At 65.0% G+C, this 13,673-nt stretch carries 14 protein-coding genes; 12 read left to right on the top strand and 2 right to left on the bottom strand.

Annotated elements, in window-relative coordinates; translation table 11 throughout:
• The first annotated feature begins 17 nt into the window (after positions 1-17).
• Genes ABH922_RS01675 through fahA form a run of 3 tightly spaced genes read left to right on the top strand, consistent with a single transcriptional unit; the run spans position 18 to position 3,279 of the window.
• Complete coding sequence (locus ABH922_RS01675; RefSeq protein WP_424805277.1) at positions 18-1,226, top strand: homogentisate 1,2-dioxygenase; 1,209 nt, start codon at positions 18-20, stop codon at positions 1,224-1,226.
• Positions 1,223-2,092: a hypothetical protein gene (locus ABH922_RS01670; RefSeq protein WP_424805276.1), complete on the top strand. Its 870-nt coding sequence runs from the start codon at positions 1,223-1,225 to the stop codon at positions 2,090-2,092. The genes ABH922_RS01675 and ABH922_RS01670 overlap by 4 nt, the downstream gene beginning before the upstream one ends.
• Entirely contained in the window at positions 2,089-3,279 is a 1,191-nt protein-coding gene (fahA, locus tag ABH922_RS01665) for a fumarylacetoacetase (RefSeq protein WP_424805275.1), read from the top strand. The genes ABH922_RS01670 and fahA overlap by 4 nt, the downstream gene beginning before the upstream one ends.
• A 48-nt stretch (positions 3,280-3,327) precedes the next feature.
• Here fahA and ABH922_RS01660 read toward each other — a convergent pair whose 3' ends face one another.
• Together ABH922_RS01660 and ABH922_RS01655 are read right to left on the bottom strand one after the other, a co-directional pair.
• Positions 3,328-3,957: a CoA transferase subunit B gene (locus tag ABH922_RS01660; protein WP_424805274.1), complete on the bottom strand. Its 630-nt coding sequence runs from the start codon at positions 3,955-3,957 to the stop codon at positions 3,328-3,330.
• Entirely contained in the window at positions 3,954-4,700 is a 747-nt protein-coding gene (locus ABH922_RS01655; protein ID WP_424809523.1) for a CoA transferase subunit A, read from the bottom strand. The genes ABH922_RS01660 and ABH922_RS01655 overlap by 4 nt, the downstream gene beginning before the upstream one ends.
• A gap of 171 nt (positions 4,701-4,871) precedes the next feature.
• Between ABH922_RS01655 and pcaH the strand changes: the two genes are divergently transcribed.
• From pcaH to ABH922_RS01610, 9 genes are all read left to right on the top strand, one after another.
• Positions 4,872-5,591 carry a protocatechuate 3,4-dioxygenase subunit beta gene (pcaH, locus tag ABH922_RS01650; protein ID WP_424805273.1) on the top strand — a complete coding sequence of 240 codons (720 nt, stop codon included), beginning with the start codon at positions 4,872-4,874 and terminating at the stop codon, positions 5,589-5,591.
• Positions 5,584-6,237: a protocatechuate 3,4-dioxygenase subunit alpha gene (pcaG, locus tag ABH922_RS01645; RefSeq protein WP_424805272.1), complete on the top strand. Its 654-nt coding sequence runs from the start codon at positions 5,584-5,586 to the stop codon at positions 6,235-6,237. Before pcaH ends, pcaG begins: the two co-directional genes overlap by 8 nt.
• An 11-nt stretch (positions 6,238-6,248) precedes the next feature.
• The gene (gene pcaB / locus ABH922_RS01640; protein WP_424805271.1) at positions 6,249-7,577 is read left to right on the top strand and encodes a 3-carboxy-cis,cis-muconate cycloisomerase; all 1,329 of its coding nucleotides are present in this window, start codon (positions 6,249-6,251) and stop codon (positions 7,575-7,577) included.
• Positions 7,574-8,719 carry a 3-oxoadipate enol-lactonase gene (pcaD, locus tag ABH922_RS01635; RefSeq protein WP_424805270.1) on the top strand — a complete coding sequence of 382 codons (1,146 nt, stop codon included), beginning with the start codon at positions 7,574-7,576 and terminating at the stop codon, positions 8,717-8,719. The genes pcaB and pcaD overlap by 4 nt, the downstream gene beginning before the upstream one ends.
• The gene (locus ABH922_RS01630) at positions 8,712-9,536 is read left to right on the top strand and encodes an IclR family transcriptional regulator domain-containing protein (RefSeq protein WP_424805269.1); all 825 of its coding nucleotides are present in this window, start codon (positions 8,712-8,714) and stop codon (positions 9,534-9,536) included. The genes pcaD and ABH922_RS01630 overlap by 8 nt, the downstream gene beginning before the upstream one ends.
• Before the next feature lie 40 nt (positions 9,537-9,576).
• Complete coding sequence (locus ABH922_RS01625; protein ID WP_424805268.1) at positions 9,577-10,788, top strand: acetyl-CoA C-acetyltransferase; 1,212 nt, start codon at positions 9,577-9,579, stop codon at positions 10,786-10,788.
• A gap of 104 nt (positions 10,789-10,892) precedes the next feature.
• Positions 10,893-12,098 (top strand): 4-hydroxybenzoate 3-monooxygenase, encoded by a 1,206-nt coding sequence (locus ABH922_RS01620; RefSeq protein WP_424805267.1) that lies wholly within the window; start codon positions 10,893-10,895, stop codon positions 12,096-12,098.
• A 29-nt stretch (positions 12,099-12,127) separates the two neighbouring features.
• Entirely contained in the window at positions 12,128-12,880 is a 753-nt protein-coding gene (locus tag ABH922_RS01615; protein WP_424805266.1) for an IclR family transcriptional regulator, read from the top strand.
• Between the two features lie 134 nt (positions 12,881-13,014).
• On the top strand, positions 13,015-13,659 hold the full coding sequence (locus ABH922_RS01610) for a helix-turn-helix domain-containing protein (protein ID WP_424805265.1): 645 nt from the start codon (positions 13,015-13,017) through the stop codon (positions 13,657-13,659).
• Positions 13,660-13,673: the final 14 nt, after the last annotated feature.

Below are 13,673 nucleotides of genomic sequence, written 5' to 3'. Positions count from 1 at the left end.
ACAGGAGGAGCGCGGTCATGGCGTTCTACCGACAAGTCGGCCACGTACCACCCAAGCGTCACACCCAGCATCGCGACGGCAGCGACAACGGCGGCCGCCTCTACTACGAAGAGTTGATGGGCGAAGAAGGTTTCTCCTCGGACTCCTCGTTGCTCTATCATCGTGAAATTCCTTCGGCGATAGTAGATGCCACGGTTTGGGAGCTTCGCGATCAGAGCACCACCCCCAACCATCCACTCAAGCCTCGGCACCTGCTGCTCCATTCACTCTTCCCCGAGGAGATCTGGGCGCAGACCGATGTCGTCACCGGCCGACGCTTGATCCTCGGCAACGCCGACGTACGGCTCTCCTACGTCGTTGCCGGTGGTGAATCACCGCTGTACCGCAATGCGATCGGCGACGAGATGGTCTACATCGAGTCCGGGAACGCCGTGGTCGAGACGGTCTTCGGCTCGCTCGAAGCGCGAGAAGGGGATTACATCCTCATTCCCATGTCGACCACCCATCGCTGGATCCCACAGGGCGACAACCCTCTTCGGGCATACGCGATCGAAGCGAACAGTCACGTCGTGCCACCGAAACGCTATCTGTCCCGCTTCGGACAGCTACTCGAGAACGCTCCGTACTGCGAACGGGATCTGCACGGGCCCAGTGCGCCCATGCTCGCAGTGGGGACCGACGTCGAGGTCCTGGTCAAACATCGAACGTCGGCCGGGATCGTCGGAACCCGAATGGTGTATCCGACACACCCTTTCGACGTCGTCGGTTGGGACGGCTGCCTCTACCCGTACACGTTCAACATCTCGGACTACGAGCCGATTACCGGGCGAGTCCACCAACCACCGCCTGCACATCAGGCATTCGAAGGCAACAACTTCGTGATCTGCAATTTCGTCCCCCGCAAAGTCGACTACCATCCGTTGTCGATTCCAGTGCCCTACTATCACTCCAACGTCGATTCCGACGAGATCATGTTCTACTGCGGCGGCGACTACGAGGCCCGCAAAGGTTCCGGCATCGGACAGGGGTCGGTGTCGGTCCATCCTGGCGGTCACGCTCACGGACCACAGCCCGGTGCATACGAACGTAGCATCGGCGCGGAGTTCTTCGATGAACTCGCGGTCATGGTCGACACGTTCCGCCCTCTCGAGCTCGGCGAGGGAGCTCTCGCGTGCGAAGACGACACCTATGCCTGGAGCTGGGCCGGACGAGGACCGCAGCGATGACGTCGATACCGAAACTGTTTCGTGGCCTGTGCGACGACGCCGCTCTCTTCCCACCCGGCAATGCGCCCTTGGGGGAAGCACTCTCGCAGCATCGCTGCCACCGAACGTCCGGCTACGACGATCTGGTCGGGCCATTGGTTTTTCCCGCACCTCGACTCGGTGAGCTACACGGCAGGACACTCCCCGACACCGCGCTGAACGTGAGTTTGACCGTTCCTACCGGTCCCGCCGACGTCGCCGCCGCATGGAGTCTCGCGAACACCGTCCCCGGGATCCACGTTGTGGCCGTCGAGGTGGGTACCCCGCAAGGAACAGCTACCGCCGAAGGATTCGACGAACTCGCACGCTTTCGCGCCGCGCATCCACTCGTGGACGTGTTCGTCGAAGTCCCCCGCGATTCTCGACGCGACGACTACCTCGCAGCATTGAGCACCACCGCCTACTCGGCCAAGTTCCGCACCGGTGGGATCGTCGCAGATGCATATCCGGACGAGGCCGAGTTGGCCGATGCCATTGCCGCGGTGGTCGGCACGAACATGGCGTTCAAGGCGACGGCCGGACTGCATCACGCGGTACGCAACACCGATCCGGATACCGGTTTCGAGCAACACGGATTCCTCAACATCCTTCTCGCCGTGACCATCGGCGCGGCCGGTGGTGATCACCACGACCTCGTCGGCGCGCTGGCCGAACGGAGCGGAACCGCACTGGCACGTGTTCTCAACGATCTGACTGCCGATCAGGTCGCCGACACTCGCCGCCGGTTCCGTTCGTTCGGCACCTGCAGCATCACCGATCCCCTCACCGAACTCGGCGAGCTCGGCCTGATCGACCGAACTCCCGAGAGCGAAGGACTACCCGTATGAGTACCACCGTCATCGATATTCCGTCCGATTCACCTTTCGGAATAGAGAACCTGCCCTATTGTGTCTTCTCCCCGGTCGGCCACGCGCCCCGCGTCGGAGTGCGCGTGGCCGACACGGTCGTCGATCTCGCCGCGACACTGCTGGACCCGGTCTTCGCCGAACCCACTCTCAACGCGTTCATGGCGCAGGGACTCCCTCGGTGGAAAGAGGTCCGCCGACAGATCGTGGACCTCGTCACCAGTGACATCAGTTCGACAGCAATCCATCCCGTAAGCGAGGTGACTCTGCACCTACCGATCGCGGTGGCCGACTACGTCGACTTCTACGCTTCGGAGCATCACGCCACCAATCTCGGCCGGCTGTTCCGGCCCGACGACGCACCGCTGATGCCGAACTGGAAACACCTTCCGGTCGGCTATCACGGTCGGTCGAGCACCGTGGTGGTCTCGGGCACCGACGTCATCAGGCCGTGTGGGCAGCGGAAATCACCGGAGAACGCCGACCCCGATTTCGGACCGTCCCGCCGACTCGACATCGAAGCCGAGCTGGGCTTCGTCGTCGGCACCGCATCCCGGATGGGCGAGCGCATCGACCACGATGCCTTCGCCGAACACGTCTTCGGCGTCGTCATTGTCAACGACTGGTCGGCCCGCGACCTGCAGTCCTGGGAGTACGTCCCGCTCGGACCACACCTCGGCAAGAGTTTCGCCACCTCGATCTCACCGTGGGTAGTCCCACTGCTCGCCCTCGAAGCTGCCCGGATCGACACCCCGATCCAGGACCCGGAACCCCTGCCTTACCTGCGCGGGCAGCAGAAATGGGGGCTGGACGTCGATCTCGCCGTCGAATGGAACGGACACGTCGTCTCCCGTCCGCCCTACGCGCAGATGTACTGGTCACCGGCACAAATGCTCGCCCACACCACCGTCAACGGCGCGGCGGCGAGCACCGGAGATCTCTTCGCGTCCGGCACCATCTCGGGTCCGGACAAGAACCAGCGCGGAGCGTTCATCGAATTGACTTGGGGCGGATCTGAACCCGTTACCGTCGGCTCGGAGACCCGCACCTTCCTCGAGGACGGCGACACCGTCACCATCAGCGCCTGCGCACCCGGACCGGGGGGCACCCGGATCGGATTCGGCGATGTCCACGCCCGGATCCTTCCGGCCACGCCCGTTCGACGCTGACTTCCGTTGCCGGGTCGGATCTACGACCACGACCCGGCAACGCACCGGTCAGAGGAGAAGAGGCGCTCCGGTGGACGCGACCACCTCGTCGACGCTGACGCCGGGAGCGGTTTCCACCAGACGCAGGCCCTGTGCGGTCACGTCGATGACGGCCATGTCGGTGATGATGCGCTGGACGCATCGCGTGCCGGTCAACGGAAGGGAGCACTGTTCGACGATCTTGTGCTCGCCTTTCTTCGAGACGTGCTCCATCATGACGATCACGCGCTGCGCTCCGTGCACCAGATCCATCGCACCGCCCATCCCCTTGACCATGTGTCCGGGAATCATCCAGTTCGCGAGATCACCGCCTGCGCTGACCTGCATGGCACCGAGCACGGCCACATCCACCTGCCCGCCGCGGATCATGCCGAACGACGCGGACGAATCGAAGAACGAAGCACCGGGCAGAACCGTGATGGTCTCCTTGCCCGCATTGATCAGTTCCGGGTCCAGTTCGTCTTCGGTGGGATACGGTCCGACACCGAGAACACCGTTCTCCGAATGCAATACGACGGTGATGTCGTCTCGCAGGTAATTCGGGACCAGGGTCGGCATGCCGATACCGAGGTTGACGTACTGCCCGTCCGCGAGCTCGTCGGCAACTCGCGCGGCCATCTGTTCACGGGTGAGTTTCATGCTCGCACCGTCCGATTCTCGATGCCGACCGATACCGGGCCGACGTGGACAACTCGCTGTACGTGAATTCCGGGCGTGTGGATCTCGCCTGGCACGAGTTCACCCGGCTGCACCAGATGCTCCACCTGCGCGATGGTGATGCGACCGGAGGTGGCTGCGGCCGGGTTGAAATTCTGGGTGCTGGCGCGATAGACGAGATTGCCGTGGCGGTCACCTTTCCAGGCGTGTACCAGGGCGTAGTCGGCGACGATGCCGCGTTCCATCACGTACGTGACGCCGTCGAATTCGCGAGTTTCCTTGGGTGGGCTGGCAACTGCGATACCGCCGTTTCCGTCGTAGCGCAGCGGCAGGCCGCCGTCGGCCACCTGGGTGCCGACGCCGGCCGGGGTGAAGAATGCGGGGATTCCGGCTCCACCGGCGCGCATGCGTTCGGCGAGAGTGCCCTGCGGGGTGAGTTCGACTTCCAGTTCACCGGCGAGGTACTGGCGGGCGAACTCTTTGTTGGAGCCGACGTACGAGCTGATGGTGCGGCGAATACGACGTTTTTCCAGGAGCACCCCGAGCCCGAATCCGTCGGTCCCGCAGTTGTTACTCACCGTTTCGAGTGCGGTCGCGCCTTGTTCGAGAAGGGCTGCGATGAGAATTTCCGGCACGCCGACCAGACCGAATCCTCCGACGGCGATCGTGGCGCCGTCGGGCACGTCGGCGACGGCCCCGGCTGCAGTGGGAACGACTTTGTCCATCATGTGAGCCACAGTAGCGTCCGACGTGCGTATTGTGAACCTTCGTCCGCATAGCGAACAATCCCGCATCCGACGGTTGTTCGAGTGACGTTGACGAACTACCCTGTTCGCAGAGCGCAACACATGTACACATTGCGAACGCCTTCGCGTAACCGAACGACGAGGTTCCCCATGCTGCATCTCCCGCCGAGCTACCGGCGCCCGGCAGGCGTCAACGCCCCGGCCGATTTCGCGGATTACAAGACGACTTCTGCGCGCCACCCGAAACAACCGCTCAAGCTGCTTCCCCAGCGCCTCACCGAATTGACCGGCCCGGTCTTCGGCGAAGACCGAGTCGGCGCGGGCGAGAACGATCTGACCCTCGCCAACGGCGGCGAAGCACAAGGACAGCGCATCGTTGTCCATGGACGCGTTCTCGACGGCGACGGCAAGCCCGTCCCGCACACACTTGTCGAGGTCTGGCAGGCCAATGCGGGCGGACGCTACCGGCACACCGGTGACAACTGGCCCGCCCCCCTCGATCCCCACTTCGACGGCCTCGGTCGCTGCGCCACCGACGCGGACGGCCGGTACTCCTTCACCACGATCAAGCCCGGTGCATATCCGTGGAAGAACCACGACAACGCGTGGCGGCCGGCACACATCCACTTCTCGCTGTTCGGAACGGCATTCACCCAGCGACTCGTGACCCAGATGTACTTTCCGGACGATCCGATGTTCTTCCAGGATCCGATCTACAACGCCGTACCGGAACACGCACGCCACCGCATGGTCAGCGTCTTCGACTACAACGCCACCGTCGACCACTGGGCCATGGGCTTCCGCTTCGACATCGTCCTGCGCGGGCGCGACGCCTCCGTATTCGAAAGCGAGGAAGACCACGATGACTGACCGGTCAGCACACGTTCGATCCACCGACGCACCGATCTACCCGGTGATCCCGGGCGACTTCACCACCGCCCGATTCGGCCTCACCCCGTCACAGACGGTCGGCCCCTACTGGCATATCGGCCTCCCCTGGGCTGACGGCCCCGATGCCGCACCGACCGATGTTCCCGGACGGATCACGCTGGCAATCACGGTGATCGACGGCAATCGCGCTCCCGTCGCCGACGCCATGATCGAGACCTGGCAGGCCGATGCCCTCGGACGCTTCGATCACTCCGGCGATCCGCGTGGCGCCGTCACACTCTCGCCTGCCGGTTTTCGTGGGTTCGCCCGCAGCGCAGCCGACCCCACCGGAACCGCCCTGGTCCACACCGTCAAACCCGGGGCCGTGCCCACGGAGACCGACGCCGACGAGGCCCCCCACGTCAACGTGTCGATTTTCGCCCGGGGCATGCTCGATCGCCTGGTCACACGGCTGTACTTCCCCGAGGACGCCGACGCGCACGAGAAGGACCCGGTGTTGAACTCGCTGTCATCGGCCGAGCGCGCGAAACTGACGGCCACGAAGATCGACGGCGGCTACTCGTGGACGGTCTATGTTCAAGACGACGACGCGCACGGCGTCGAAACACCCTTCTTCGAGTTGTAGGAGGAGTTCACGTGTCCACACGAGGAGCTCTGTTCGACCCGGTGTTCGGAGCCACCGGGGTAGCGCAGCAGTTGTCCGACCAGGCCTGGATAACCGCGCTGCTCGACGTGGAGGCCGCTCTGAGTTGCGCCACGGCCGCCGTGGGCGTGGCCGACGGTGACCACTGCGCTGCTGTGGCTGCGGCCGCGGCCGAACTGTCACGCCCCGGCGCGATCGACGTCGACGCATTGGGCCGTGCCGCTGCCGCCGGGGGAAATCCGGTGATCCCCCTGGTGAAGATCCTGCGCGCCCGAGTCGCTCGTGACGGTGTGCCGGCAGCGGTAGTTCATCCGGGTGCCACCAGCCAGGACGTCATGGACTGCGCGCTCATGTTGCTCGTCCGCCGCGCAGGTACTCTCGTCCTCGCGGATCTGACGCGTGCCGCCGACTCCGCCGCACACCTGGCCGCGGTCCATCGCTCGACTCCGATGGTTGCGAGAACTCTTGGTCAACAAGCACTGCCGACCACCTTCGGTCTCCTTGCGTCCAGCTGGTTCACAGCGCTGGACGCCGCGGCGGTTCGCCTCGACATCGCGCTCTCGACGCTGCCGGTCCAATTCGGCGGAGCCGCAGGCACACTCGCGGCCAGTTATCCCGACGGCATGAAGGTCTCCGACGCACTCGCCGACGAACTCGGTCTGGAACGGCGGGCGGTGCCGTGGCACACCGATCGCGTGACCATCGCGGAACTCGCGACCACATTCGGCATCGTCGCGGGGGCGGTGTCCAAGCCTGCCACCGACATCGTGGCGATGGCCTCGACAGAACTGTCCGAGGTGTCCGAGCTGGTTCCCGGGGGGTCGTCGACGATGCCGCACAAGCGCAATCCCGTTGCCGCTGTTACAGCCAGGGCCGCAGCGCGCCGCGCCCCGGCCCTGGTGGCGACCACCCTGTCGGCCATGGATCACGAGTTCGCCCGGGCTGCCGGTGCTTGGCACGCCGAGTGGGAAACCGTCACCGATCTGGTGCGATCGGCCGGCGGGGCAGCGCACCAACTGTCGGCGAGCCTGACCGGGTTGCAGGTGCATCCGGAAGCGATGGCCCGCAATCTCGATCTCACCGGCGGCGCCATCCTGGCCGAGCGTGTCACGGCGAAGCTGTCGGCGCACACCGATCAAGCTCGTGAGATAGTCACCGCTGCGGCAACTTCCGGCATATCCCTGGATCAGGATCCCACGATTGCCCGCTACCTGTCCCCGGCCGAGCTCACCGAACTTCTCGATCCGGCACACTATCTGGGCCACGCCACCGATCTGGTTGCGCGCGCTCTCGCCGAACGACCAACGGGAGAATCACGATGAGCGTCGAACTCGGCTTCACGCAGACCGGCAATCCGACCGCGCCCGCAGTGGTACTCCTGGGCTCACTCGGATCCGATCTCACGATGTGGCAGCCACAGGTCCATGCGCTGTCCACGAGATTCCGGGTGATTGCCGTCGACCACCGCGGTCACGGCAAATCGCCGGTTCCCGCAGGCCCGTACACCGTCGCAGACCTCGGTGGTGATGTTCTCGCACTACTCGACGCACTCGAACTCGAGTCGGCGCATCTGGTCGGCCTGTCTCTCGGCGGCGCCGTCGGCCAGTGGATCGCCGCACACCATCCCACCCGAGTCGCGACGCTGACCTTGCTGTGCACGTCCGCGCAGTTCGCCCCGGCTCAGCCGTGGATCGACCGTGCCCGCGCCGTACGCACGGCCGGGATCGCCACCATCGCCGAGGCGATCGTGGGCCGATGGTTCACCGCAGACCTCGCCGCTCGTGACCCGGAACTTGTCGCCCGTCACCTCGCAATGGTCGAAGCGACACCGGACGAAGGCTACGCGGCATGCTGCGAAGCGCTCTCGTCCTGGGACGGTCGCGCCGACCTCGCCCGTATAGTGGCGCCGACGCTGCTCGTCGCGGGAGCACACGATGCCGCCACCCCACCCGCCACGATGTCCGCGATCGCCGACGGAATCGCCGAATCGGTCATGCACGTGGTCGATCCAGGCGCCCATCTCGCCAACGTCGAGCAGGCCGGGTGGATCACCACCCTGATTGCGGCGCACATCCTCTCGCACACCTCGCATACCGGGGAAACCGTTCGGCGGCAAGTTCTCGGCGACGCCCACGTCGATCGGTCGATCGCCGGCACCACCGACTTCACGGCTCCGTTCCAGGATTTCATCACCAGGACCGCGTGGGGTGACATCTGGTCGCGGCCCGGACTCGATCATCGCACTCGCCGTCTGCTCACGTTGGCGATCCTCACCGCGCTCGGCAACGAACACGAACTCGACATGCATATCCGGGCCGCACTGCGTGCCGGAATCGACTCGGAAGAACTCGTGGAAGTATTTCTCCACACCGCGGTCTACGCGGGGGTGCCGAACAGCAACCAGGCCTTCGCACTGGGTAAAGCGGCGCTCGCAGACCTGGAACCGAGGAGAGACGATGAGTGAGACCGGCAACGAGCAGTCCCCCGGACCGTCACCGGACTACGTGCAGTCCCTCGCCAGAGGACTTTCCGTCATCAAGGCGTTCGACGGTGAGCACCCCCGGCTGACCCTGAGTGAAGTCGCTCGCCGCACCGATCTGACCAGGGCTACGGCGCGCCGGTTCCTCCTCACCCTCGTCGAACTGCAATACGTACGTACTGACGGTTCGGTCTTTCAGCTCACACCCCGCGTGCTCGAACTCGGGTACAGCTATTTGTCCAGCCTGTCGCTGCCGGAGATCGCCGGACCACATCTCGAAGCGCTGTCCGCCCAGGTCCGCGAATCGACGTCGGTGTCGATACTCGACGGCGACGACGTCGTGTACGTGGCGCGCGTTCCGGTCAGCCGCATCATGACCGTTTCCATCACCATCGGCACTCGATTTCCCGCCTACGCCACCTCCATGGGTCGAGTTCTGCTCGCCGGACTGCCGGCACATCTTCTGGAGAGATATCTGGCACGGGTCAACTTCGCGCCACTGACCGGAAAGACGATCACCACCGCCGACGGACTACGCACCGAGATCGCGAGGATCCGAAAACGCGGCTACTCGATAGTCGATCAGGAACTGGAAGAAGGTCTGCGGTCGCTGGCAGCACCGATCCGCGACGCCGCCGGGGACACAGTTGCGGCGGTCAACATCTCGACTCAGGCGGCCAGGTATTCGGCGGACGCTGTTCGCAGCGAACTGGTTCCGGCGGCGGTCTCGACCGCCGACGCCATCTCCGCCGACCTCGGCCGTACCCAGAACTCGAACAATCATTCGTCGGCAACCCGCTGAACGAGCCCACGACAACGAGCACACGAGAAGGAACCGCGCTATGCCAGAGGTAGTCATCTGCGAACCCGTCCGCACCCCGGTCGGACGGTTCGGCGGCGTCTTCCGCGATGTCGCCCCGCAAGATCTCGCGTCGACCTTGATCACCGAAATCGTCTCGCGCACCGGCATCTCCGGACTCGACGTCGACGACGTCATTCTCGGGCAGGCGTCACCGAACGGTGAAGCGCCTGCCATCGGTCGCATCGCGGCGCTCAACGCCGGACTCGGCATCGACGTTCCCGGTATGCAGGTCGATCGTCGGTGCGGATCCGGACTGCAGGCCGTCATCCAGGCCGTCATGCAGGTCCAGTCCGGCAGCAGCGATCTCGTTCTCGCCGGCGGCGCCGAGTCGATGAGTCAGGCCGAGTTCTACGCCACCGGCATGCGGTGGGGTGTCAAAGGCGAAGCGGTCGCACTCGACGACCGGCTGGCGCGCGCCCGCGTGACGGCCGGCGGCCGCGACTTCCCCGTCCCCGGCGGCATGATCGAGACAGCCGAGAATCTGCGCGCCGAGTACTCCATCAGCCGCGCCGATCAGGACGCGCTGGCCGTGCAGTCACACCAACGCGCCGTCGCAGCGCAACTCAGCGGTGCCTTCGCCGAGGAGATCGTCGCAGTGCCCGTTCCCCAACGTAAGGGTGATGCGCTCGTCGTCGACACCGACGAGCATCCCCGCGCCGACACCTCATCGCAATCCCTTGCCCGTCTTCGCCCCATCCGCGGCAAGACAGATCCGGACGCCACGGTCACCGCCGGTAACGCCAGCGGCCAGAACGACGGCGCTGCACTGGCCGTCGTCACCACGGCAGAGAAGGCGAAGCAACTCGGACTGCGACCCCTCGCCCGGTTGGCGAGCTGGAGCGTCGCCGGTGTCGCGCCGCGCACCATGGGAATCGGCCCCGTCCCGGCATCGGCGAAAGCACTCGGCCGGCTCGGTCTGACCCTTGCCGACATCGACGTCATCGAACTCAACGAGGCCTTCGCCGCACAGGCCCTCGCGGTACTGCGCGAATGGAACCTCGAACCCGACGACTCGCGGATCAACCCCAACGGTTCGGGAATCTCACTCGGTCACCCGGTAGGAGCAACGGGTGGACGTATCCTCGCCACTCTGCTCCGTGAAATGGACCGGCGCGAGGCCCGCTTCGGTCTCGAAACGATGTGTATCGGCGGTGGCCAAGGATTGGCGGCGGTGTTCGAGCGGGTGAGCTGACACCGGCACGTTCGAACTTTCACTGAGCGAAAACGGTACTGGTCGCGGGACTGGGTGTGGTCGAAAGTAGTCGAAACGATCACCCCACGTCGAGGAGAACCCCCATGACCGTCGAACGTACTGCTGTCGGAATAGTCGGAGGTGGCCCGGCGGGTTTGATGCTCTCGCACCTGCTCCATCTACGAGGCATCGAATCCGTCGTCCTCGAGTCACGCACCCGCAGCGAGGTGGAAAGCACCATTCGTGCCGGGGTTCTCGAGCAGAACACAGTCGACCTGATGGTCGAGACCGGCCTCGGCGATCGTCTGCAACGAGAAGGTTTGCGGCATCACGGAATAGAGCTGCGCTTCGACGGACACGGGCACCGGATCGCGTTCGACGAACTGACCGACGGGCGCGCCGTCACGGTGTATCCCCAGCACGAGGTGCTCAAGGATCTGATCGAACGGCGCATCGCGGACAGCGGCGACATCCGCTTCGGAGTCCGCGACGCCCAGGTGCTCGATCACACCTCGGACACGCCCAAGATCAGGTTCGTCGATGCCGACGGACATTCACGCACCCTCGAGTGCGCACTTGTCGCCGGCTGTGACGGCTCTCGTACCGAAACCCGAAAGCTGATCCCCGAGAAAACGGTCCGCGCGGACCACTTCCGCCAGTACCCGTTCGCCTGGTTCGGCATCCTCGCCGAAGCGCCGCCGTCGTCGGACGAGTTGATCTACGCCAATCACGAACGCGGATTCGCATTGATCAGCACCCGAACCCCCGAGGTGCAACGGCACTATCTCCAGGTCGATCCGGACGACTCGGTGGACAACTGGTCCGACGACCGCATCTGGGACGAGCTGCACATGCGTGTCGACGGCGAGGGAGCAGAAATCAAGGACGGCAAGATCTTCCAGAAATCGATCCTCCAGTTCCGCAGCTTCGTCTGCGAACCGATGCAGCACGGCAACCTGTTCCTGGCCGGGGACGCCGCACACACGGTGCCACCTACCGGCGCCAAGGGAATGAACCTCGCGATCGCCGACGTCTATGCACTTTCCGCAGCCATGGACCGTTTCTTCGTCGCCTCCGACCGCACCGTGCTCGACGGATACACCGCCACGGTTCTTCCGAGAGTCTGGCGTACCCAACACTTCTCCTGGTGGATGTCGTCGATGTTGCATCGCCTTCCCGAAGGTTCGGGTTTCGATCGCCGCAGGCAGATCGCCGAACTCGACATGGTGACGCGGTCCGTCGCCGGCCGCACGCTGATCGCCGAGAACTACGTCGGCACACCACTGCATTGCGGCCATCCACTCTTCTGAACGGAACGGCGGTGCGCCACAATGATGTGATGGATGCCGACGACCGAACCTTGATCGGCCGGGCCTTCGCGGTTCTCGGCTCTTTCGACGCGTCCACACCGCGACTGAGCCAGTCGGACATCAGCCGCCGCACCGGCTTACCGCTACCCACCGTGCATCGCCTCTGTGGGCGCCTGGTCGCCCACGGCGCACTCGAGCGGCGCGACGACGGCAGGTACGTGATCGGTGTACGGCTGTGGGAACTCGGCGCATTGGCTCCGGGTGCTCACGGTCTACGTCAGGTGGCGATGCCGTTTCTCGAAGATCTCTACGAAGCAACCCACGAGAACGTGCAATTGGTGGTTCGCGAAGGAATCGAGGCCCTGTACCTGGAGCGGTTGTCCGCCCACCGAGCGGTGCCGGTCGTCGGCCGCGCCGGCGGTCGACTGCCGTTGCACGCGTCCAGCGGAGGTCTGGTTCTCCTCGCTCACGGCAGCAGTGATCTCCTGGGCGAAGTACTGGCACGTGGACTGCCGTCGTTCACGGCCAACACCATCACGTCCGAACGCGTCCTGCGGGCAACACTCGACGAGATCCGCCGCGCGGGCTTCGTCATCTGTCGTGAACACCTCAACATCGGCACCCTGGCGCTGGCCGCACCGGTGCGGGCGGCGCGCGGCGCCGTCGTCGCCGCAGTCTCGACGGTGGTCCCGATAGACCATGACCCGGCTCCGCTACTTCCGGCGCTGACCGCCGCCGCCCGCGGCATCTCCCGTGGGCTCGGCGGAGTGGGCGCGTCCTGAGCTGGATGAAATCTGCGAGAGTGAAACTGTTGATTCTCCCGGACCGGCATACGATCGTTGATTGGTTCTGACCACGACAGCACGGAGCGATACGTGAAGCAGCACGAACCGCGGCGACACCGGAGCACGGCCCGATGAGCGGCTCGCCAGGATCGGCGTCGGAGTCGGCGAGACTGCTGGGGGTGTTCTTGCGCGCGCACCGGGAGAACACCCGACCGGCGGACGTCGGGGTTGCGAGCACCGGACGCCGACGAACCCCCGGCCTTCGCCGTGAGGAGGTGGCGCTCCTGGCCGGGGTGGGTCTCGCCTGGTACACGTGGCTCGAGCAGGGCCGGGTGAGCGCGTCACGGCAGGTCCTCGAATCCATTGGCCGGGCACTGCAACTCTCCGACGGATCGTTCGCGTACATGCTGACGTTGGCGGGTTTCGCCCCGGCGGTGCACCGGCAGGAAATCGATCTCGAAAACGACCTTTCCCTGCAGTTCATGATCGACGACTGGAAGCACGGTCCGGCATTCCTGCTCGATCAGTGGTTCGACGTGGTGGCCTGGAATCAGGCCTACGCGGCCGTGTGGGGTGATCCGTCGAATGTGCAGGCGGAGTACCGCAACCACATGATCGTCCTGGCGACGTCCGAGCGCGCACATCACGTTCTCGGCGATGGGAGGCTCGACGTACTTCGGGGTCACCTCGGTCAGTTCCGAACGCAGACCGCCCCTTTCCGCTCGGACGATCGAGTGGATCGGATCTACCGGATCCTCGATCACGAGGCCCCCTGACCTCGCCGGGTGGT

Source organism: Rhodococcus sp. 27YEA15 (genome assembly GCF_049739425.1).
Classification (GTDB): Bacteria; Actinomycetota; Actinomycetes; order Mycobacteriales; family Mycobacteriaceae; genus Rhodococcus_F.
This window is presented reverse-complemented; position numbering and strand designations above follow the sequence as displayed.

Bases quoted from the DNA above. Each gene is read 5' to 3' on its own strand.
- pcaG (WP_424805272.1), top strand. From the start codon at position 5,584: ATGACTGACCGGTCAGCACACGTTCGATCCACCGACGCACCGATCTAC.
- ABH922_RS01630 (WP_424805269.1), top strand. From the start codon at position 8,712: ATGAGTGAGACCGGCAACGAGCAGTCCCCCGGACCGTCACCGGACTAC.
- ABH922_RS01620 (WP_424805267.1), top strand. From the start codon at position 10,893: ATGACCGTCGAACGTACTGCTGTCGGAATAGTCGGAGGTGGCCCGGCG.
- ABH922_RS01660 (WP_424805274.1), bottom strand. From the start codon at position 3,957: ATGAAACTCACCCGTGAACAGATGGCCGCGCGAGTTGCCGACGAGCTC.
- ABH922_RS01610 (WP_424805265.1), top strand. From the start codon at position 13,015: ATGAGCGGCTCGCCAGGATCGGCGTCGGAGTCGGCGAGACTGCTGGGG.
- ABH922_RS01655 (WP_424809523.1), bottom strand. From the start codon at position 4,700: ATGGACAAAGTCGTTCCCACTGCAGCCGGGGCCGTCGCCGACGTGCCC.
- ABH922_RS01625 (WP_424805268.1), top strand. From the start codon at position 9,577: ATGCCAGAGGTAGTCATCTGCGAACCCGTCCGCACCCCGGTCGGACGG.
- ABH922_RS01675 (WP_424805277.1), top strand. From the start codon at position 18: ATGGCGTTCTACCGACAAGTCGGCCACGTACCACCCAAGCGTCACACC.
- pcaD (WP_424805270.1), top strand. From the start codon at position 7,574: ATGAGCGTCGAACTCGGCTTCACGCAGACCGGCAATCCGACCGCGCCC.
- pcaH (WP_424805273.1), top strand. From the start codon at position 4,872: ATGCTGCATCTCCCGCCGAGCTACCGGCGCCCGGCAGGCGTCAACGCC.
- ABH922_RS01670 (WP_424805276.1), top strand. From the start codon at position 1,223: ATGACGTCGATACCGAAACTGTTTCGTGGCCTGTGCGACGACGCCGCT.
- ABH922_RS01615 (WP_424805266.1), top strand. From the start codon at position 12,128: ATGGATGCCGACGACCGAACCTTGATCGGCCGGGCCTTCGCGGTTCTC.
- fahA (WP_424805275.1), top strand. From the start codon at position 2,089: ATGAGTACCACCGTCATCGATATTCCGTCCGATTCACCTTTCGGAATA.